We start from the raw sequence: 21,370 nt of genomic DNA on the forward strand, positions 1-21,370 counted from the left end.
ACTACCTTCCTTAGAATACGTTGACGCGAACCCCGCCGGTTACGTGGGGAACGATGGAATCGACGCTCACTTCCGACGTATCAACATCCGTCGGAATGAACCAGAACTGCGCTTCCGTATAGAATGAGAAAGTTCTGAACGTTGTGCGCTTGGGTATGGTGACGCGGGGGAACTCGAACTGGCCGAGCACCGCCGAGAGAATTTGCGGTTTGCCGCTCTGCGTATCGGAGAACTGCGAGAAGTTCGCGCCGATTGACGCCGTGGCGGACAGCCACGAGAAATCGGGGCCGAAGAAATAGTCGAGAGGAACGTAGGCGAGGTTCGCAAGGAGCTTGATGCCCATCACGTTTCCGCCGTAGCGGGGCGGCGTTCCGGTGAACAGGGCCCGCTGCTCCTCGGTGAACTGGCCGAACTGCGCCTGCAGCTTGACGTTGTCGTCGAAGAAGGTAAGGCCGAGGCCGACGTCGTAGAAGGTCGCGCCCCAGAAGTGCCAGTCGAAATACAGGCCCTGAATAAAGGTCGGCACCGCGTAGGCGGACTTGTCGCCGGGGCGCAGGCTGAGCATGACGGAGTCGAGCTGTACGTCGTCGGAGCTGAGTCCGGAGAACACGAGCTCGTTATTGTAGCGGCCGCCCTCTCCCGGAGAGATAAGCCTGATGGACGGCATCGTCTTGTCGATCTGAATGATGGAACGGGTTACGACGACCTCGCCTGAACGCATGGTCGAGCGTACTACCAGGAAGTGGTACCCTTCTACCATATCGCCGGTTTCGATGCGGTATCTCCAGCGCTTGCCAGACTCCGTAGGCACGAAGGTTTTTCCGTTGTCGAAGCTGATCTCTACCTTCTCGAGCGTCTTCGCCTGGAGGCGCTTGCGCTCTTCCTTCGTCGTGTCCTTGGCGCGCAGCGCTATCACGTCTTCCTCGGTCAAGGAGTAGCCCGTGGTTCCCATGAGCCAGGGGCGTTCGATCGCGAAGTCTCCCATGGCCAGGTTGTCTATCGTTACCCAGGGGCCGGCGGCGTGATACTGTATCGTCTGCACGGAAGATTTGATGATCGCGTCGTTCGCGGCCAGGGCCTGCACCTGCAGTTCGTGCATGCCGTCTTCCAGAATCTCGGGGGAAAGGGTGAACTTGAAATACCCGGAAGGATTGAGATCAGTCACCGCGACGTCCGTTCCGTCTACGTACAGAAGAAGGCTGTTCACCGCGTCCTCCGAAACCACGCGGCCGTAGATATTGAAGATTCCCTGCACCGGCTCCCCGTTCATAGGGTAGAGGAATTCGATGCGGTTGCGGTCGGTTCCTCGATACACTTCGAAGTTGCGCGATACGCGGGTGATGTTGTCCGCGCGGTCGAAGCCGCGCACTTCAAGGTTGTAGAAACCCGGAGGCAGTGCGGAAATGTCGATTCCGCGGGAGATGATGAGCTCGCTTTCGAAGAAGATCTCGGAAAGCGCGGAGGGGATGGTCGGCTGCTTGGGATCGATGTTGTTGATCCGGACCGAAAGACGGTTCAGGTGGATGTTGTCCATCGTCTGGCCGGCGATGAACAGCACGTCGCTCGAGCGGCTGCCGTCGAGCGGGAGCTCGAGGCGGATCGAGGGCGCGGTATTGTCTATATTGATGAGGCTCGAATAGAGCCCGGTTGTTTCGTATTTATCGTACACCTTGACGAACACGACATGGGTTCCGTCCTGTATCACGCGGGTATCGAAGCTGTACTCCCACGATTCGGCTCCGTTCGCGAGATTGAAGGTGTTTCCGTTATCGAGGGATACTTCGACCTTCTCGATTCCGTTCTTGTCGCTCGCGGTGCCGGTGATCTTGATGACTCCCTTGTTCGTGGTTTCGAACGAAGGGGCGAGCACCGCGGCCTTGGGTTCCTCGAGGGACACCCTGAAATTGCGGACGATTTCTTCGCCGCGCACGCCGTGAATATCTTCCGCGTACAAGGTGATGGTGTGTTCGTTGTCGAGGAGGCTCTTCAGGGCGACGGGGATCGAATAGCTGTTTACTATCGGCACTTCCGTGAACTCGCCGTTGTCGATGCGGTACCACACCTTGGCGGGCTGGTCGTCGTCGTAGACGACTCCGGAAATGATGAAGTCTTTTCTGATGATCTCGTTCTCGGCCGGAACGTGAACTTCAACCACGGGGAGGTCGGCCTGGGCGTCGATCTCGAACAGATACGAGCCTGCGGGCCCGATGTTTCCGGCTTCGTCGGTAAAGCGGAATTCCATGCCGGGTTCGATGGGGCGCTCAAGGGTTCCGATCATGACGTTCGGCATGGATGTCAGATCGAAGGGGGTCCATTCGGTGCGGTCGTTCTTGCCGCGGTCGCCGGGAGCGCGGTATTCGGCCAGGGCGACCACGCCGTCGTCCGCAAGGCGGAAGGCGATGCGGGTTTCGCCGTTCACTACGTCTCCCGGTTCGGGAAACACAACTTCCGAGGCCGGCGGTACGGTATCCTTGCGGAAAATCCGCCACTCGCGGGAAACCCGGCCGACCGCGTCGATCGCGCGAACCATCAATTCGATCTTGCCCTCGCCGAGAGCGCTAATGTCGAGCTCGCCGGAGAACGGCATTTTCGCAAACGCGGTCCAGGTTTCGCCCCTGTCGAACGAATACTCTACCGCCGATATTCCCCGGCCGTCGGAAGCGGAAACCGTCAACGGCAGGCTGTTTTGAAGCCACACCGGGCGGGCTGTCGCGTCGACAGAAAGCTCAGGGAGCCCGGAATCCACGATGAATGTGACCGGAGCGGTCTTGAACGTTTCTCCCGCGGTGTCGGTAATCTCCAGAACCACGCCCTGGTATTCGCCGTCCGCGATTCCGCTCACTGAAACGCGGTTCCCCGAAAGGCTGAGTACAAGGCCCTTTTCCGCGGTCTTAGACTCTGAAGCGAAGGCGACGGAAGCCGCTGCCCGATCGGGTTTTCCGTTATAGAGGCCGGTTACGGACGCTCCGTCGAAGAGCAGGATGTTGTCGGAAGAGTTGCGGGCGGCAGTTCCCCAAACGAATTGCTCGTCGTCGAAAACTCCCTGGGCGGGAGTCGGACGCACGACGCAAAAAACGCCCGAAAGGCGTTGTTCTGTCAAATCCTTGAAGGCCACCGTTATATCAAGCATTTTCCACTCTGCGGAAATCAGGGCTTTCAGCGGAATGAGGGCGAATTGGGCGCCTTCCGGAGTTTTCGATACGGAGGCCTTCGCGGGGACGCTTCCGTTGATCGTCCATGAAACCGAGGTTGCCGGAACAGGCGAATCGATCGCGACGCGGAGGAAGGAATCCTGCTGCCGTTCCTTGGGCCAGCCCGGGCCGGCGAGCTCGATGAGCATTCCCTGTTCAAAGGGAATATCCGCGGGCAGCACGCGCTCAAGGGCTATCGAGGCTTCCGCAGTGGATGACGGCTCCTTTCCTTTGGCGGGGATGGTGACCGTTCCTGAAGATGCGAGGGTATCGTCTGTAAATTCAGGACGGGCGTCCCGCGGGATGCCCAGATTTGTGACGTAAAAAGGAAGAATAGCGGAGGTTTCCCTGCCGTGAACGTCCTGGGCCCGAACCTCCAGACTCAGCGCGCCGTACGGGAAGTCAGGGGTTATCGGAACGCGCAGGGCGGCTCCGGAAGCGCCCGGCTTAAGAGGAACCGTTACCCAGTCCCGCCCGGTAATCCGCCAGGAAGCGCCCGACAGGCCGGGCTCCGAGGAAATCGAGCCGGTCAGCGCGTATCCGCTTTCCGGGTGAATCTCCGCGTTCGGATCGTCGATAGCGGCAAGTTCAATAACCGGCGCGGGGCCGGCGACCGCGAAAGGAATCGTCGCGACAGGGCTTTTCACCCCGTTCGCATCCTCGGACCAGGCCTCGAGGCTGTGCTTGCCGGTCGAAAGGCCGTCTATCTCGACGCCGAAGGCGCCGACTGAATCAAGCCGTACGGGTTCCCGTTTGTCCACAGAAACGTAGACGGCTGATATGCCGTCGTCGTCCTTCGCAGTTCCTCTGAACACCAGCGGACCGTCCAGCAATTCTCCCGGCGCGGGGCTCTCGACGGAAATGGAAGGAATGTCTGCCGCCGAGTCTACAGGAATCTTCCGTGAAATCGAGGATTTGTTGCCGGCTACGTCCACCGCGTCGATGGTAACGGTCACCGCCTTTTCTTTCGATCCCCTGATGTCGAATTCCTTGATCCAGTACGGGTTTCCCTTCACCAGCTCGAAGGCTCCGGTTTCCTTGCCCATCGACCAGGAAAGAGACTCGATGCCGTTTATATCCCGGGCGAATCCCGCTACGGAGAACACCCCGTTGACCGCAAAGCCTTCTTCAGGCGCGATGAACGAAACCTCGGGGCGCGTGTTGTCTACGAAAAAGAGGAAGGTATAAATTCCGGTCGATCCCTGCAAATCCCGAGCCTTGAACCAACAAACGGCAGGACCGTCGGGTATGTCCCGGGAATCGATGGAGAGCGAGAACGTCCAGGCAAATTCTTTTTTATTGTATTTCAGGGGAATCTCGGTGAAGGAGTCTCCCTGATCGAGCGAATACGAGAGTTCCTTGATCCCGTTGCCGTCGGCTACGACGCCGGAAAGGGTGAATTTCCCCGCTACGAGCGATCCCATCGCCAGGTTCTGCACATCGGTTTCAGGCTGGTTTCTGTCCAGATGCCAGCGCACGGTTTGAGACCTGCCCTGCACCCCGTTCACGTCGACGCCGTACACGGTAATAGTATGCTCGCCCTCGTACATCTGATTCGTATCCAGATAATACGACCAGAACTCCTTGCCCTCCGCGCGTACCGGCTCGGGATTGTCGTCGAACAGAAGCTCTACATGGCTCACCGCGTCGTCGTCGATGCAGGTGCCCACCACGTTGAGGTTTCCGGGAACTCGCATGCCGTTCAAGGGGTTGGTGATCCGGGTGACGGGAAGGTCGGACTCAGGATCGACGTACATGTTATAGGGGCCGGCAAGGCCCTGATTTCCCGCAAGGTCTTCCGCGGTGACGAGTATATTGTACTTTCCGGGTTTGCTTTCGCTGATATCAACGCTTTCAAGCCAGCTGTCCAGAGACTGTACAGGGGTATCGACCGTCTCCCTCTTTCCGAGAGCGGTCAGGTTTGCTGACGCAAACAGAATAACCACCAAATACAGAGCCAGCTTCTTCATATCAATACCTTCCCCGTGCGAGACTATTTCCATTTTCTCCATTATCGGGAAACTTATTGATATTGACAAGGATATTTAACTGGAAAAAACTACCTTACCTAGTAAATTATCGCTTATTCAGGTAGTGAACGGCAACAATATCAGACGGATTCAATTGTAAAACTTTTTCAAAATGCGAATTCGCTTCATCCCTGCGCCCCAGGTGCCAGGCGAGTATCCCCTGTTCAAGGTCTCCCTGGGTCTTCCATTTAAGCTCGCGCAGATCTTCCGGGTCGTTATTGTACGCCTCGAAAACGAATGATTCCCGGCAACGGCCGCGAATCCTGTCGACGGGACGGATAAACCAGGCCTGGGGAGAGGGAAGGTCCGCCACAACGCTTTCGCTGATCAAAATACGCGCATGGAAGCGCTTGGTTTCGGATTCAAAGAGCACCGCAGAGCGGACTGCCGCGGACAATACAGCGGCTTCCATCCGGCTCTCGTCGCCGAGGATGCCGAGCACCACCGGCCCCGAATCGATGCCGATGCCGACGGCGACCGGCGGACGGGACACGTTGCGCCGGTTCCAGCCGGCTACCGCGGATTGAATCTGCACGGCGCATGTCAGGGCCGCTTCGCTTCCCCGCGGGAAAAGAGCGGTGAAGCCGTCCCCGGAATATTTGGCGATAAAGCCGCCGTTAGTCCGGATAATCGGGGCGGCGAGCTCGAAATATTCGTTCAGGAAGGCGAAGGCCTCCGCGCCGTTCAAGCGCTCGGCTATCGCGGTGAAGGACCGGATATCTGCGGAAAGAACCGCCATCTCCATTTCAACCGCGTCGCCGCTTTCCGCCTCGAAAAAAGAGGTTCTGCCTAAAAACGACAGAAATTCCTCGGGAACGAAGCGCCGCAGAGCTTTGTTTACGGCCTGCCGCTCGGCGGTGAGCTGTTTCGCGGCAGTATAGGAAGCGATGTACCGCTCGATGACCATCAAGGCGATGCAATAAAGGCAGAAATTCATCCCGAGATGGCTCAAACTTATCCCCGAAAGCAGCCACATCGCGACCAGAATGTCGAATATGAAGCACACCAGCGCGGCGGAAAATCCTGCAAGAAGCCAGAACGCGCCCTGCAGGCGATCGATGCAGGCGCGGATAATCACGCCCATGCCCAAAAGCGCGAAAACAAGGGAGTACACCTGGACCACGATCAAGGCTGCGGAAACCATTCGTGTCGGGAAGAGAATAATTACCGCGATATATGCGGCAAAGGGCGCCGAAAACGCGAGAGCCGTTCGTTTCTTCAGCAACTCCGGAAATACGCTTCTGAGAAAACCGGAAAAGGAGATCATCGCGAACGGAAAGGTCAGGTAGCCCAAGCGGAATAGCATCGTCCAGGGCAGTCCGGGGACCAGATCGAGCAGCGTAAACGAATCATAGCAGAGGGCGCGGAATCCCACCGTCCCGCACAGAAGCGCGAACCACAGGAAGGAACGGTCCGTCGGGCGAAAGATGAAAAGCGCGGCAAAGAATAAGCCCATCACTCCGAGCACGCCGAAAACCAAACCTTCTGTCAATTTCTGCCGGTCTTGCGAACGCCGCAGCAGTTCAGCGTCCCCGACCGCAAGGCCTGCGTTGGTGCCGCCCATCCGGTCGTTCCAGTTCGACACGCGGATGACGATTTCAGCCTGCCCGGTCATGCCGGACTGTCCGGACATGCCGGACTGCCCCTCCGCGCCGGCCGCGGTAAACCGGACAAGGCGGGAATCCCAGAACGGCGTCTCCAGCTCTTCCGAAACTCCCGGCCGCCCGATGGACAGCGCCCGCTTTCCGTTTATGTACACTTCGCAGGCGGAAAGAACCTGCCCCACGGCCAGCGCGTAGATTCTGCCGCTCTCAAGGCCTGTAATAGTGGCGCCCCATGAAGCCCAGCCGTACGGAGTCGCGTCCGCAAGGCCCTTCCACGAACCGGGAAACGGCGCGAACGAGGCTTCGGGAAAGTCGGCGACGGAGGAATGAAACTCATGCCACTGAAAATGGAACTCGCCGCGCAGCCGATGAATGCCGGCCGGATTTTCGGAAATATCGGCGATCCCTGCCGATACGGGCGTTTTGTGCACGATTCGGCCGTCATAGAGCGGGTTCCCCAGCAAGAGGGCCGCCAGCACCGAAAGAAGGCCGCCGAATACGATAAGGGAGGCCGCGGCCACCGGTTTTTTCACCGTATTCATAACGCGCCCGCCTCATACACGGAAACCGGCCGAGCGCGCCCGCGCAGTTGTACGGCGCCGCGGAATACAGCCGGAACCGAATCTCCGGCTTCGGAGTACACCTCGGCGGACACGGCGACGGCGGCGTCGCGCTCTACCGCCCATTCGGAGAGGCGGCTGGCGATATTCACCGCGTCGGAGACTACCGTGCCTTCCATCCGCTCGCGTTCGCCGATAGTGCCGAGCATCAGCTCTCCCCGGTGGAGGCCGGCATGAAAGGAAAGAGAGCGGATGAACGGCATCGCGCTCTCGCAGTTGACGCGGTCGAAAATGCGGGCCATCGCGACGGCGCAGCGGAGGGCGCGCTCCCCGCGATCGGGAAACAGAACCATCAAGCCGCCGCTCAGATATTTGTCGACGAAACCGCCCGCGTCCCGAACAAGGGGATTAATCTTGAGCAGCAGCGCGTTAAAATGATCGAGCAGGGCAAGCCGGTCCGCCTCGGCGGCGGAAAGGCAGTCGAAGCCGAAATGCACGAACAGGATGCACATTTCTTTTTTAACCGTGTCTCCGAGCGAAACTTCCATCACGCTTTTCTTGTTCAGCAAGCTCAAGAATTCGGTCGGAATAAAGCGTTTAAGGGACTCGTTCATCAGCGCGAGTTCTCCCGAGAGCTGCTCCTCCCGCGAGAAGGCTCCCGTCATCCGGCTCACCACCATCAAGCCCATCGCGAAAATAATGCCGAAAACGCCGTAATGGGCAAGAAACACCCCTTCGAACACGCGGTTAGCCAGCAGAATGTCCCGCAACACGATGCCGAAGAAAAAGAGAAACCCGGACATGAAGATGAGCGATCCCTCAAGCCTCAAGCGAATTGCCCGGATCATTGTCCGGATTATCCACAACGCGCTTATAATAGAAAAAACTTGAAAAAACGAAAGGACGCCGGTCGCCGCGGACACCGGCAAAACGGCTGAAACCGCGCCGTACAGGAGGGAAACGGAGACCACCAGGGCAAAGACTTTCCGGCCGACCAAAAAGGGATAGAGGGAGCGGACAAAGGCCGCGAAGCCCGCGAGTCCCAGGGCGAACGTCATATATCCCAAACGGAAGAGAACCTCGTGCGGCAGCGAGGGAACAAAATCAAGCAGAAAAAACTCGTCGTAGCAGGATATTCTGAGCGCGAATAAAAACGACAAAAGCCCCAGCCATAGCGAAGCCTTCTCCTTCGGGCTATACAGAAAAAGGGCGATAAAGTATACGCCCATGGCCAGCAGCGCGCCGAAGGGGATTATCAGGAACAGGCGGTGCAGGGACCGCTGCCGGGAAACCTCCGTCAGTCCGCCGAACCGTATCGGAAGGGTTCCGCCGGGGTAGATATCGTAAAAATTGGAAAGATGCATGACCAGCACGACCCCGGTCCGCCCCGCGCCGCCTGAATCCCCGCTTCCCGGAAGCGGCACCAGGGCGGTCGCCCAGCGCACCCGCTCGGAAGCCCCGTTGTTCGCAGGATATCCTTGCGAGTAGAGTTCCGCCCCGTCGATATAATACCGCACGGCGCTGCTGTAGGCCGGAAAGCGGAACGCGTATTCGGCGTGCGGATCCAATCCCTCGATGGCCACCGCGTACGAAGCATACCCGTACCTCGGGCGACCGTCCTGATACTGGGACCAGGAACCCGGAAACCGCTCGTAGCGATCGAAGTTTCCGCTTTTCACCGAAGGATACACGAACTGGCCGGGCCAATACGCCCAGGAACCGGATAATTCGCAGACTCCTGTACTTCCCTTCAGATCGATAGCCCCGCGATATACTTCGACCTTCCCGGAACCGTCTTTTTGAAGAGAACAGGCGCTGAGGAGAGAAAGGGCCGCGGTGAACCAAAGAAAAAAGGAAGGGGGACGCACAGAAGTGAGTATAACTTCACCTTGAAAGCTTTGTCAAAATGATAGGCAGACATTCGCGGGCGCGATACAATGACAGCCATGAAACGCATACTCATCGTCACCGGCGCGAGCTCGGGGCTCGGCCGCCAATTCGCAAAACAGCTTTCAGCGTCGAGAGACGCCGATGAAATATGGCTCATCGCGCGCAGAAACGACCTCCTGCAGGAGGTCGCGCAGGAACTGAACGCCGATCACGCAGACGAAATCCTCCCCCGGAACGCGCGCAAAACCGCGGTCGCCGGAAAACGGCCCGCGCCGCGAACCTTCCCGCTCGATCTTGCGGGAACCCGGGGAGTCAAAGACTTTGCCCGCCTGCTCGCGTCTGAGTCGGAAGCCGCGGGACCGGAAGGACTCCGCATCGAAGCCCTCGTGAACAACGCGGGATACGGCACCTACGGCGCCTTCATGGACACCGACATAGACCGCCAGCTCGAAATGGTCGAGCTCAACTCGGTGAGCCTTACCGGAATCTGCCACTACGCGATCCCGCATATGGGAGAAGGCTCCCTCCTTATCAACGTCGCCAGCCTCGCTTCCTTCATCCCGCTCGGAAACTTCGCCGTGTACGGCGCCACGAAGGCCTACGTGCTCAGCTTCAGCATCGCGCTCGCCGCGGAAATAGCGGACCGGGGAATCTTCGTCTCCACCCTCTGCCCCGGCCCGGTGGACACCGAATTTGCCCGCGTCGCCTCCAACGGCGCGCGCAAAACCGTAGTCGACGGAAAAGACCCCCGCAAGGTAGTCGCCCACTGCCTCAGCCGAAGCGCCAAAGGCAAACGAATCTCGATCATGGCGCCCAAATGGAAGTTCAAAGCCTTCATGAGCCGCTTCGTCGGAAGATACTTTTTTGCCCGCTGGTCTTTCATCCACGAAAAGCGCCCCTCCAACCCCAAGGCGTAAAGGAAGAAACCGATGCTCTCCAAACTACCGGCCTGGGTAGGAATCGGCGCGTTTCTGCTCGCCTTCGCGGGCGGCGCGATTAACGTCGTCATGATTCTCGGCCCGCTCGCCGTTCCGGTTTCCCACCTCACCGGGAATTCCTCCAACCGCGCGATCGACCTCGCGCGCGCGAATATCAGCGAAGCGGCGCACCTCTTTCTGTTAATCGCGGCCTTCATCGGGGGCTCCGTCCTGAGCGGTTTCATCATCCGGGACTCCAGCCTCAAACTCGGCAGACGATACGGCTTCAGCCTCCTCGTCGAAACCCTGCTCATCGTTTGCGCCTGGAGCCTCTACGAAGCGGCCCCCGCGCCGGCCCAGCTCATCCTCTCCGCGGCCTGCGGCCTGCAAAACGCGATGGCCACCACCTACTCCGGCGCCGTAGTCCGGACGACCCATCTTACCGGCATCTACACCGACCTCGGCATCCTCATCGGCAACCGCATGGCCGGCATCAAGCCTCCCAAAAAAAAGGTAAAACTCTTCGCGGCCCTCATTTCGGGCTTCCTTGCAGGCGGCTTGTGCGCAGCCCTCGCCCACCCCTTCTGGGGCCGGAATGCGCTCTTCCTCTCGGCCTCGGTCACCTTCTCCATGGCACTCGCCTACTTCGTCTATCGCGCCGTTTCCAAACACGCGCACCGCGCCGAACTCCTCGCCGAACTCGCGGCGGAAACAGAATCGGAACCGCGATAATACCAAGCCGGGGGGAAGAGACTGCCTCGCGGCAGCCTCAGCCTTCCCCCCCGGCCGCGCCTCCTCGGTCCCGGCAAGGACCGTCCCTGCCGGGACTATCCCTTCCGGGCCCTTGCGGGGTCGCGGCCTCCCCCTTCTTCCGCTTTCCGCGTGAAGCTTCACCGTTTGACAGCCTTAAGCCTGGTCGATTAGACTTAACGTCACAAGCGAAAGCTGCACAGGCGGGTTCAAAAATGAGTATGGAAAGTTTCTTCACCTCTTCGTTTTCCGGCAAAAGTTTCATCGAAAAAAGCAAGGCGCGCGTTTTCTTCTATTACAGCCTTTTCATGTACGCCGCGCTCGCTATGCTGATTCTCCTGTACAGCACGATGCCCATCCCGCCGCACATCGCCCGAAAGGGCTTCATCGGAGCGGTGCTTATCATCCTGCTCGTAACCCTCAGCCTTTTCGCCCTCCGGAAAGGCCGTTTGACCCTCGCCGTCTGGGTGTACGCCCTGCCCACCATTCTGGCGGTCTCGGCTCTCAGGCTCCTGAACTCGCCCGGAGCTCCGGAAACGGCGTTCAGCACCTACATCTTTTACATGCCCTATCTCATCGTATTCGTCGCGGTATTCGGAAACCGCTGGCAAACGGTGTGCACTACCGCCTTTTTCTTTCTGACCAACTGGGCTACCTGGTTCCTCGTGCGCGGCGTTCCGGGAGAAATCGGCACCGGCATTCACACGGGCATCGTAAACAGTTCGCTTGGACTCCTGACCACCGGCATTGTTTCGGTCTCGCTGATCAACATCGTGGATAAATATATCAGCCAGATGCGCAGCGAAGCGGACGAATCCCAGCGCAAGCTGGAGCGAATCCGCGCCGCCATGGAAATCGCCCACGACGGCGTGCACGTAGGCCATACCCTGGTATCCGAATCGGGCGCCATGCAAACGGCCGCCGAGTTGATCGAACGCGAAATAGCCGGCATCCGTGACGAAATGCTCTCCCTCCGCTCGGACGCCGAGCGCACCGCGGACGCGAACGCCGGAGTCGTCGCCTCCACGGAAACCCTGTCGCGCTCCACCCAGGGATACCACGCCATAACGGAACAGGCCTCCTCGGCCGTCGTTGAAATGACCGCATCAATAGAAAACATCTCGGCGGTATCCTCAAAAAGCGGAACGGGAATCGAGCTTCTCTCCAAATCGGTCGCCGCCGGAATCGAAACGGCGGAAACCTCCGCTCATACGATAGCCTCGCTCACGGAAAGCAGCGAAGCCCTTCAGGAAGTAGTCGCCGTCATCGGCGCCATCTCGAGCCAGACGAACCTGCTCGCGATGAACGCCGCCATAGAAGCCGCCCACGCGGGAGAAAGCGGCAAGGGTTTCGCCGTCGTCGCCGAAGAAATCAGGCGCCTCGCGGAAGAAACCGCGACGAACAGCAAAACCATCGAAGACGGACTGAGAACCTTCTTCGGCAAGATCAATCTCGCGGAAGAATCGAACCGCCATATCGGAGAAGCCTTCAGGGAAATCGGGAATGCGATATCGGCGACCCGCTCGGCCTTCGACGAAATCAGCTCGGGAATGAAGGAACTCGCCTACGGAACCGGGGAAATCAACAGTTCCGTCTCGGACGTAGTCGCCTCCTCGCGCGACATGTCGGATTCCATCAAGAAGATGAACTCCATGATCGCGGACAACGCGGGAGCGGTCGGATCCCTGCGCGAAAAAAGCGCGAGCGCCCTGTCCCGCCTCGATTCCATCACCGCGTCCTTCCGCGACATCCTCTCCCGCGCGGAAAACGTCCGCTCCCTCGGCAAAAAAAGCGACGAAGTCATCCACGACCTCGACGAATCGATCAAGGCTATCTAAAGACAGCCGAAAGGCGGCTCTCTGCTGAGGTTATTCCTGCAAGTGCTGGAAGAGCGAGTCGTTCAAGTAGAAGTTCTCCTTCCCAATCTTGTGCTTTGAAACAAGTCCAATCTCTACAAGATCATCGAGGTACTTTGAGGCTGTTTTTCGGGTAACGCCTAAATCGCGAACAAGGTAGTCGATCTTCGTGTAGGGATGCCGAAACAGGTTGTTTAACAGCTCGTGGCTGTACATCTTTGGATGTTCAGTCTTGAGCTTTTGCTTGTAGTCCTGCATGAGTTTTTTTATTCCGTGAATCAAGAGAGTTGTCTGCCGCGATGTTTGTTCAACGCCGCCTATCATGTAAAGAAGCCAGGGCTCCCAGTTTCGCGTATCACGGACATCCTGTAAAAGGCGATAGTATTCGACCTTCGACTGATTGATGTAGCGTGAAAGATAGAGGATAGGGCTTCCCAGGAGACCCTCTTTGACAAGATAGAGGATGTTGAGGACCCGCCCGGTGCGTCCGTTGCCGTCGTAAAAGGGATGGATGCTTTCGATCTGGTGATGGATGAGCGCCATCTTGGTCAGGGCGTCAAAGTCCGCGAGTTCGTTCCGATTAAGGAACTCTTCGAGGTTGCTCATGAGGAGGAGGATGTCGTCGGGGTGTTGAGGAGGCGTGTACACTGTAGCACCAGTCGCCTCGTTTTTGAGTTCGGTTCCCGGTAGCTTACGAAACCCGGCTCGATTCTCCTCGATGATAGATTGGACTTCGAGAATATCTCTCAAGGTGATGAGCCCTGTCGCTGTAACCCGATCGCAGGTCCTTTGCAAGGCGTGTGCGTAGGCGTGGACTTCCTTTGCGGCTATGGTTTGATACTTGTGTTCAAAGTTGTCGGACTGATAGAGATCGTCTTGCGTCGTAATGATGTTTTCTATTGCCGAACTATCCTTCGCTTCTTGCAGAGATAACGTGTTGATAAGAATATCTTGATTGGGCATCGATTCTGCGGTTGCCTTCAGTTCGGCAAGGGCTTGGTGAGCCGTCGCCAGTTTCTTGAGAACCGCCTTGGTTTCGATATCGCCGACTTGTTCGAGCCTTTCCGGAAAAAATGACGCGTTCAGTCTTCCCATATTAGTTTCCTCGTGGGTAAAAAACCAGAAAATATACCCGCATCATAGCACACGTGGGTCAAAATGTCGATTTTTTACCCATGACTTATTTCATTAAACCTTCTTGACCACAAAGGCAGCCACCAGAAAATGAAAGCGTTCTTGTACGACTGCGGCTGTTCTTCGGGGGAATGCGGCTTCCGGGTCGCCGCTGCATCAGCTCGCGGCAAGGAGTCGTTCAGCCCTTCGAATCCCCTATTCTCCTTATCGTTAAAATAAAAAAAGCCGTCCTTGTGGACGGCTTTTTTATTTTAACTGGAGAATACCGGATTCGAACCGGTGACCTATTGATTGCGAACCAATCGCTCTACCAACTGAGCTAATTCCCCGCTGTTGTTCAAATACTATCTGAAAGAATTGAGAAAATCAAGTGGGATATTTTGCATAGGGCATAAAACGCTGTTATTATATGAAGCATGAACATCCGCCTTCGTCCCGCCCTCTGCATTATTCCGCTGTCGCTCGCGCTCTTCTTCTCGTGCGCGCAGCTTCCTTCGAATAAATCGCCGGAAAAACCCGCGGCCGCGCGCGCCGATAAACCGGCAAAAAGCTCGAAGGAAAGCATCACAGCGCTATCGGGAAAAACATGGCTTCTCGGCGGCATCCTGCTCGACGCCGGATTCATACCGCTTGAGCCGGGCCACGGCTCGGACGCGCGTATGCTGCTGCACCCGGACGGCACGATGGAAGGCTCTACCGGAACAAACCTGTTTTCCGGAACCTGGCATTCGTCTTCAAAATCGGCGGAAAGCGGCCTGATTACCTTCAAAATCGCCAAAACAACCCGGATGGCGGCGCCGAACGAAATAGCGGCCGCCTTCGAAACCCGATTTCTCCGGCATCTGCAGGAAATACGCGCCTTTAAAACAGGAAAGGACTCCGTCCAATTCCGGGGGGAATCGGACACAGTCCTTCTCAAATGGATACATCGGGGCGACTCGGCCTTTTAAGGCTGAACCATCCCGCTTCACCGTTATTTCTTGGCCTTGCTCCGGTTCAGACTGTTCCGCAAAAACGCTTCCTTGTCGTTCACCATCAGGATCGGCTGGCTGGTCGCGTCCAGGCAATCCCTCCACAGCGAACCTTCCGGATCGACGTAGTTTCGCTTGTGCGTGACAACCTTGATCGGGAGATGCACGAACTTGTTATGCACAAGGCCGATTATCAGCTTGGTTTTTCCGCACATCGCGGCATGGACCGCGTTGTTTCCCAAACGCTCGCAGTAGATCGAGTCGATGGGAGCCGCAGGCGCAGAGCGGATCTGATAGCTCGGATCGATGTATTTTAGATTGATGTGCATTCCGATCGATTTGAAGTAGGCCGCCATTTTGTCTCGTAAAAAGACTCCGATATCAGCCAGCTTCTTGTTTCCAGAGTCGTCCGTGCCGCCTTCTCCCTCGAGGAGATCCTGGCCGGCGCCTTCGGCGACGACTATGACTGCGTGATGCCGCTTTCTGAGCCGATCTTCCAGATAATGCAGGAATCCCTTGGGTCCGTCGAGTTCGAACGGCACTTCGGGGATGAGAACGAAATTCGCCTCGTGGCTCGCGATGGCGGTATGAGTAGCGATAAAGCCAGACTCCCGGCCCATCAGCTTCACCAATCCGATGCCGTTGATCTGGGAATGCGCCTCCATGTGAGCCGCCGCTACTGATTCCGCGGCCTTTACGACGGCGGTGTCGAAACCGAAGGATTTTTGGATGAAGGAAAGGTCGTTATCGACGGTCTTCGGAATGCCCACGACGGATATCTTCAGCCCGCGCTTCTCGATTTCCTCGGCGATCTCGAGAGACCCGCGCTGGGTGCCGTCGCCTCCGATGATGAACACCATATTGAGATTGAGCTTTTCGATAGCGTCGGCGATTTCGACGACCCGGTCGCCGCCGCCGCGCGAAGTGCCCAATATCGAACCGCCGGTTTTGTGGCAATCGTCCACAAGCTCGGGAGTAAGGGGAAGCGTCTCAAAACCGTATTCCGGCAAAAGGCCTTTGAAGCCGAAGCGGATTCCGGTGATCCGGCGCACGCCGTACCGATGCCAGAGGCATCTGACGAGGGCTCTGATCACGTCGTTAAGACCGGGACACAGGCCTCCGCAGGTTACGATGGCGGCATGGACATGGCTTGGATTAAAGAAGATATTTTCCCTCGGGCCGGCTTTTTCCAAGAGCTCGGACTGTTTGCAGGGGCCGACGACCTGATCGATGTAGGCATCGAGCCGATATCGCACGTAATCGTCGTCGCTTACGTAGTTCGCGATAAAGTCGCCTTCGACATTCGACAACTGGATCGGAGACTTTACCTTGCACGGGCCGAGAGTCTCAATCGTAAAATCGTATGGGGCATCCGACATTTTACACTCCTCTGAAAGGTCAAGCGAAGCCTGTCCGGCGTTCCGGAGGTTTGCTCGCCTCTTCCAGTATATTCTTTTACAAAGGTTGAAACAATAGAAGAACTTGACCCTGCAGTCCTATCGCTGGTATCTTTTGCCTGAATCAATACCTGTTGGAGGGTTTTTATATGATGGAAGAAGCGGTTAAAAAGGCCCTTGAAGATATTCGTCCCCAGCTCCAGGCCGACGGCGGAGACATCGAGTTCATTTCCGTTTCGGACGACGGAAAAGTGCTGGTCACCCTGACCGGCGCGTGCGGTTCGTGCCCCATGGCCACCATGACCCTCAAGATGGGCGTGGAAGCGCACTTGAAGAAGACAGTTCCCGGAGTTACCGAGGTTCTCCAGGCGTAAGCCTCCGTGAATACAGCTTTTCTACCGGTAAACCGTGCGGATTTGCAGGCTCGCAACTGGCCGGAGTGCGACTTCATCATCGTTTCCGGCGACGCGTATGTAGACCACCCGGCCTTCGCGGCGGCTCTTCTCGGGCGGCTGCTGGAGGCTCAGGGCTGGAAGGTCGGAATCATCGCCCAACCCGACTGCAACGATTCCCGGAACCAGTACGGGCTCGCCCGCCTCGGACAGCCCCGGCTGGCCTGGCTGGTGAGCGCGGGAGCCATGGATTCCATGGTAGCCCGCTACACCGCGAACAATAAACCCAGATCGGGCGACTCCTATTCGCCCGGCGGCAAGATCGGCTTTCGTCCCGACCGGGCGATCATAACCTACGTATCCAAAATCCGCGAAATCTCGAAGGGCGTTCCGATTATCATCGGCGGGATAGAAGCGTCCCTGAGGCGCATGGCGCATTACGACTACTGGTCGAATACCGTACGCCGCTCCGTCCTTCTGGACAGCAAGGCCGACCTGCTCGTGTACGGCATGGGGGAAACGCCCATCCTCGAGATAGCGGATAAACTCTCCAGAGGCGAACCGCTTCGGGGAATACGGGGAACTTGCTGGCGCACCGGCAGGGAAGATGAAGTGCCCCGCGACGGCGTCAAACTTCCCTCGTTCGAAGAAATCAAAGCATCGAAAGAAGCCTTTTGCGAACACTACCTCATCCAGGAGCGAAACACCGATCCGTTTTCCGGCTCGGTTCTCGTCGAGCAGAGCGAAGCCAGATTCGTTGTACAGGAGAAGCCCTGCTTCCCCCTGGAAACCGCCGAGTTCGACCGGGTCATGGAGCTGCCCTACGCCAGAACCTGGCATCCGGACTACGACGCGGCCGGCGGCATTCCCGCCCTCGAGGAAGTACAGTTTTCGCTCACCAGCTGCAGGGGCTGCTTCGGCGCATGCGCCTTTTGCGCGATCACCTTTCATCAGGGACGGCTCATTCAAACGCGCAGCCATGAATCCCTGGAAAGGGAGGCCGTCTTGCTCAGCAAGCGCAGCGATTTCAAGGGCTACATCCACGACGTGGGCGGTCCAAGCGCCAATTTCCGCGTTCCGGCCTGCGAAAAGCAGAAAACTGCCGGAGCCTGCCCCGACAGGCAGTGCCTGGGAACCGAACCCTGCCCCGCGCTCAAGGCGGACCACTCGGATTACGTTCGGCTCTTGCGCCGATTGCGGGCGCTGCCGAACATAAAAAAGGTTTTTGTCCGCTCCGGAATCCGTTTCGATTACGTAATGAAAGATCCCGACAAAACATTCTTGCGGGAGCTGTGCGAGCATCACGTCTCAGGCCAGCTGAAGGTGGCGCCCGAACATACGTCCGATGCCGTTCTCTCCTGCATGAGAAAATCGAGCCACGGAGTGTGGAAGGAATTTGAAAAAGCCTTTCAGGAAATAAATGCAGACCTGGGGAAAAAGCAATATCTCATTCCCTACTACATCGCAAGCCATCCGGGAGCCGATTTGGCCGACGCTTTGCACACTGCCCTCGCCCTTAAAAAAACCGGCTTCGTTCCCGACCAGGTGCAGGATTTTTATCCGACGCCGGGAACGCTTGCGACCTGCATGTACTGGACAGGATTGGACCCGGAAACAGGAAAAGAAGTTCCGGTAGCCCGCGGGGCCCATGAGAGGGCGCTGCAGCGGGCCCTCCTCCAGTTCAACAAGCCGGAAAACCGGAAACTGGTAATAGAAGCGCTCCAAAAGCTGAACAGGGAAGACCTGCTGCCCGTCCTGCTCGGAAAAGCTCCCGTACGAACCCGCAAAAAATAAAAAAAGGCGCCCTCAGGCGCCCTTTGATTCGACACTACGGTGAAACCGGAGCGTTTTTACCACCAGCCGAACAGAACTCCGGCGCGGGTGCAGTACCACACCAGAATGACCAGGGAAATAGTGCTCAGGGCTTTAAACCAATAGGCGACTGTGACGCCGTCTTTGCTCAATTGCACGCTCTCGAAAAGTGAAAGACCCACCAGAATGATGAACCCGACGAGCGCGTAAACGCCGTACATGGCGTTGTTGTTGGCGATGGCGTCGAGGGAAAGAGTGAACGAGAATATGAAAATGAGGATCAATACAAAAAACAAAGACATAACAGATTTATTATCCATAAATATCCACAGCTCCTTTGCAAGTGAGTATAGCGTGCGCAATACCGTTTGTCCATCTTATTTTTACCTTTCCCGGCCGGCCTTCGCTTGCCGGCGGCACCGGATTGTGTTATTTTCACAGTAACTCTCTTAGAAGGAAGCATTATGACTATTTCCAAAGACAGCGTCGTCAGCATCGAATACACCCTGACAGACGCAGAAAACGAGGTTCTTGACTCATCAGAGGGCATGGGCCCTCTTGAATATCTTCATGGACACAACAACCTCATTCCCGGACTCGAGCGCCAGCTCGAAGGGAAAAAGGCGGGAGACAGCCTCAAGGCCACAGTAGCCCCTGCGGACGCTTACGGCGAACGCGCGGACGATCTGGTCGTTCAGGTTGAACGCTCCCAGTTCCCGGACGATGTCGAGATCACGGAAGGCATGCAGTTCGAAGCGGGCGGCCCCGACGGCTCGCGCATCGTTACGGTGACCGCGATCGACGGAGACAAAATCACCGTCGACGCTAACCATCCCCTCGCGGGAGAAACCCTGCACTTCGACGTTAAGGTTCTTTCCGTTCGCGAAGCAACCGACGACGAAAAGGCTAACGGCCTGGATCAGGGTTGCGGCTGCGGATGCGGCGATGATTGCGGAGACGACTGCGGCGAAGAGGGCTGCGGTTGCGGATCCGGCGGTTGCGGCTGCGGCCACTAAACGTCGGCAAGGACCTGCCTCCGGAAGCTAGACGCGATGCGCCGTTCCGGGCGGCAGGTCTTTTTTTTAAAAGCGCTAACGGCCTCGATACAGAGGCTTTTCAAGGTTGCCTCTAATAATGATTCGATCCTCCCGCACGGAGATCGCGACCGCATGGTTCGGCGCTCTCTGCTTTTTCCTCTCTGCAGTTGAATACCTCATCCCGAAGCCGCTTCCCTTCCTCAGGCTCGGCCTCGCGAATTTGCCCATCATGCTCGCAACGGAAATACTTCCCTTGCCGGCCTTCGCGGTGCTTGTGCTTGTAAAGATCCTTGCCCAGGGCCTGATCGGGGGGACTCTTTTCTCCTATATTTTTCTCTTTTCGGCCGCAGGAACACTGAGCTCCGCCCTTCTCATGTACCTGCTCGCTCTTCCGGGAAAACGCCGTATTTCCTACGCCGGCATCAGCGTCGCCGGAGCCTTCGCCTCGAACGCGGCTCAGCTCGGCATGGCGCGCTGGTATATCTTCGGTCCGAGCGCGTGGTATATCGCGCCGCCCTTTCTGGCCGTCGGCGCGGTCAGCGGACTCCTTCTGGGTCTTTTCGCGAACCGCTTCGCGAGCCGATCGCAGTGGCTCGAGGGTCTTCGCTCAGGGACTGGATCTCTGCCAAAAGACGCCTTCGACCCGGACAGCGGCGCTCAAACTGGCCCAGCCGCGCGTAAGCAGGGGTTCTTCAACGCGCCTGCTTTTCGGGCAGCCGCAGGTTTTGCGTTTTTAGGCGTACTGCTCTTTTCTGATAATCCCGCGATTCAGGGAGCTGTAGTCGCGGCGGCGGCCGTTCTTCTGATATGCGACGGAGGCAAGATCAGCTCGGTTCCCGCGCTCGTAATGACTGCCGGCATTATCGGCTTTAATCTGTTAACGCCGTTCGGCAAGGTTCTTTATCAGCCTTTCGGATTGCCGATTACGGAAGGAGCCCTTCTCTCCGGAATTCAAAAAGCCCTCACGGTGGAGGGCATGTTGTTCATTTCTCGATGGATGATGAAGAGCGGCTTTCGCCTGCCGGGAAAACCGGGAGAATTGATCGCCCGGGTGTTGTCCATTCTCGGCTATCTGACAGCCCGAAAGAGCCGGTTCGATCCGAAAGAGCCGATCGCGAGCATAGACAGAATTATGCTCGGAGACGAGACAGAGCCTCGCTAGCGGGTTTGTAGTCGGGCCTCAGCTTGAGCGCGCGCTGATAGGCCTCGATTGCCCACTGCTTATCCCCTACGCTTTCCCGCACGCCTCCCAGCCGGAACCACCACAGCGAAATCGAAGGCTCAAGGTACACAGCCGCCGAGTACGCGATCTCCGCCCTGTTCATCTGTTTGGTTATGCGGTAAATCTCGCCGACGAAAAAATACGCGGTGCTGATGCGTTCGCCTCTCGGAGCTGCATCGATGTATTTTTCCATGTTCTTCAGCGAATCTTTGTAGTTGCCCTGATAAAAGTAGGCTTCGCCGAGGGTTTCGACGATCCGGTAGTCCGAGCTGATTTTCAACGCCTCGAGGCAGACATCCACTGTTTCCTGATATTTTTCCAGCCGTATCAAAGCCCAGCCCCGAACGGTATATGCGTCCATGTTCTTGGGATTGGCGGATAAATCGAGCATGCACACATCGATAGACTGTTGATACATCGCTCGGGCGTCTTCGGTTCTTCCGATCGCGTCGAGATCGCGGCCGTTCCGGTAGAGTTTCAGGGCGTCGGGCTTATCCTGAGCCCCGGCAAGTCCGGAAATCAAAACCATGCAGGCTATTATTACACGTATTTTCATGCTTCTACTATCTTCCTTTTCGCGCGATTTTTCAACCGCGCAGGGCCGTTC

General features: G+C 57.4%; 15 protein-coding genes and 1 tRNA gene. 8 read left to right on the top strand and 8 right to left on the bottom strand.

Translation table 11 applies throughout. The annotated features are described in order from the left end of the window. Positions 1 to 10 precede the first annotated feature (10 nt). From K7J14_RS06325 to K7J14_RS06335, 3 genes are all read right to left on the bottom strand, one after another. Positions 11 to 5,194, bottom strand: coding sequence for an Ig-like domain-containing protein (locus K7J14_RS06325; protein ID WP_230754464.1), 5,184 nt, complete (start codon positions 5,192 to 5,194; stop codon positions 11 to 13). A 73-nt stretch (positions 5,195 to 5,267) separates the two neighbouring features. Then, entirely contained in the window at positions 5,268 to 7,367 is a 2,100-nt protein-coding gene (locus K7J14_RS06330; RefSeq protein ID WP_230754466.1) for an adenylate/guanylate cyclase domain-containing protein, read from the bottom strand. Further along, a complete protein-coding gene (locus tag K7J14_RS06335; RefSeq protein ID WP_230754468.1) occupies positions 7,364 to 9,253 on the bottom strand; it encodes an adenylate/guanylate cyclase domain-containing protein in 1,890 nt (629 codons plus the stop codon). The genes K7J14_RS06330 and K7J14_RS06335 overlap by 4 nt, the downstream gene beginning before the upstream one ends. Positions 9,254 to 9,331: 78 nt before the next feature. Between K7J14_RS06335 and K7J14_RS06340 the strand changes: the two genes are divergently transcribed. From K7J14_RS06340 to K7J14_RS06350, 3 genes are all read left to right on the top strand, one after another. Then, positions 9,332 to 10,192 carry an SDR family NAD(P)-dependent oxidoreductase gene (locus tag K7J14_RS06340; protein WP_230754470.1) on the top strand — a complete coding sequence of 287 codons (861 nt, stop codon included), beginning with the start codon at positions 9,332 to 9,334 and terminating at the stop codon, positions 10,190 to 10,192. A gap of 12 nt (positions 10,193 to 10,204) precedes the next feature. Next, a complete protein-coding gene (locus tag K7J14_RS06345) occupies positions 10,205 to 10,924 on the top strand; it encodes a YoaK family protein (RefSeq protein ID WP_230754472.1) in 720 nt (239 codons plus the stop codon). Between the two features lie 233 nt (positions 10,925 to 11,157). Further along, positions 11,158 to 12,780, top strand: coding sequence for a methyl-accepting chemotaxis protein (locus tag K7J14_RS06350; RefSeq protein ID WP_230754474.1), 1,623 nt, complete (start codon positions 11,158 to 11,160; stop codon positions 12,778 to 12,780). 30 nt (positions 12,781 to 12,810) lie between these two features. Here K7J14_RS06350 and K7J14_RS06355 read toward each other — a convergent pair whose 3' ends face one another. Together K7J14_RS06355 and K7J14_RS06360 are read right to left on the bottom strand one after the other, a co-directional pair. Next, positions 12,811 to 13,893 (bottom strand): Fic family protein, encoded by a 1,083-nt coding sequence (locus tag K7J14_RS06355; RefSeq protein WP_230754476.1) that lies wholly within the window; start codon positions 13,891 to 13,893, stop codon positions 12,811 to 12,813. A gap of 295 nt (positions 13,894 to 14,188) precedes the next feature. Continuing rightward, positions 14,189 to 14,261 (bottom strand) — tRNA-Ala (locus tag K7J14_RS06360). Between the two features lie 87 nt (positions 14,262 to 14,348). On the opposite strand from K7J14_RS06360, the gene K7J14_RS06365 reads away from it, so the two are divergent. Beyond that, positions 14,349 to 14,882, top strand: a complete 534-nt coding sequence (locus K7J14_RS06365; RefSeq protein WP_230754479.1) for an META domain-containing protein — start codon at positions 14,349 to 14,351, stop codon at positions 14,880 to 14,882. Positions 14,883 to 14,905: 23 nt separating this feature from the next. Here K7J14_RS06365 and K7J14_RS06370 read toward each other — a convergent pair whose 3' ends face one another. After that, positions 14,906 to 16,282 (bottom strand): ATP-dependent 6-phosphofructokinase, encoded by a 1,377-nt coding sequence (locus K7J14_RS06370; protein WP_230754484.1) that lies wholly within the window; start codon positions 16,280 to 16,282, stop codon positions 14,906 to 14,908. Between the two features lie 167 nt (positions 16,283 to 16,449). Here K7J14_RS06370 and K7J14_RS06375 point away from each other — a divergent pair, with 167 nt between their 5' ends. Both K7J14_RS06375 and K7J14_RS06380 read left to right on the top strand, forming a co-directional pair. Then, positions 16,450 to 16,674, top strand: coding sequence for a NifU family protein (locus tag K7J14_RS06375; RefSeq protein WP_230754486.1), 225 nt, complete (start codon positions 16,450 to 16,452; stop codon positions 16,672 to 16,674). A 6-nt stretch (positions 16,675 to 16,680) separates the two neighbouring features. Beyond that, on the top strand, positions 16,681 to 18,486 hold the full coding sequence (locus K7J14_RS06380; protein WP_230754488.1) for a YgiQ family radical SAM protein: 1,806 nt from the start codon (positions 16,681 to 16,683) through the stop codon (positions 18,484 to 18,486). A gap of 56 nt (positions 18,487 to 18,542) precedes the next feature. Here K7J14_RS06380 and K7J14_RS06385 read toward each other — a convergent pair whose 3' ends face one another. After that, positions 18,543 to 18,824, bottom strand: a complete 282-nt coding sequence (locus K7J14_RS06385) for a hypothetical protein (protein WP_230754490.1) — start codon at positions 18,822 to 18,824, stop codon at positions 18,543 to 18,545. A gap of 144 nt (positions 18,825 to 18,968) precedes the next feature. On the opposite strand from K7J14_RS06385, the gene K7J14_RS06390 reads away from it, so the two are divergent. Then, complete coding sequence (locus K7J14_RS06390) at positions 18,969 to 19,520, top strand: FKBP-type peptidyl-prolyl cis-trans isomerase (RefSeq protein ID WP_230754491.1); 552 nt, start codon at positions 18,969 to 18,971, stop codon at positions 19,518 to 19,520. A gap of 118 nt (positions 19,521 to 19,638) precedes the next feature. Continuing rightward, positions 19,639 to 20,703, top strand: a complete 1,065-nt coding sequence (locus tag K7J14_RS06395) for a Gx transporter family protein (RefSeq protein WP_230754495.1) — start codon at positions 19,639 to 19,641, stop codon at positions 20,701 to 20,703. Here the strand turns inward: K7J14_RS06395 and K7J14_RS06400 are convergent. After that, positions 20,672 to 21,319 (bottom strand): tetratricopeptide repeat protein, encoded by a 648-nt coding sequence (locus tag K7J14_RS06400; protein ID WP_230754497.1) that lies wholly within the window; start codon positions 21,317 to 21,319, stop codon positions 20,672 to 20,674. The two genes, K7J14_RS06395 and K7J14_RS06400, sit on opposite strands and share 32 nt — an antisense overlap. Positions 21,320 to 21,370: the final 51 nt, after the last annotated feature.

It is taken from the genome of Teretinema zuelzerae, assembly GCF_021021555.1.
In the GTDB taxonomy this organism is placed as follows: domain Bacteria; phylum Spirochaetota; class Spirochaetia; order Treponematales; family Treponemataceae; genus Teretinema; species Teretinema zuelzerae.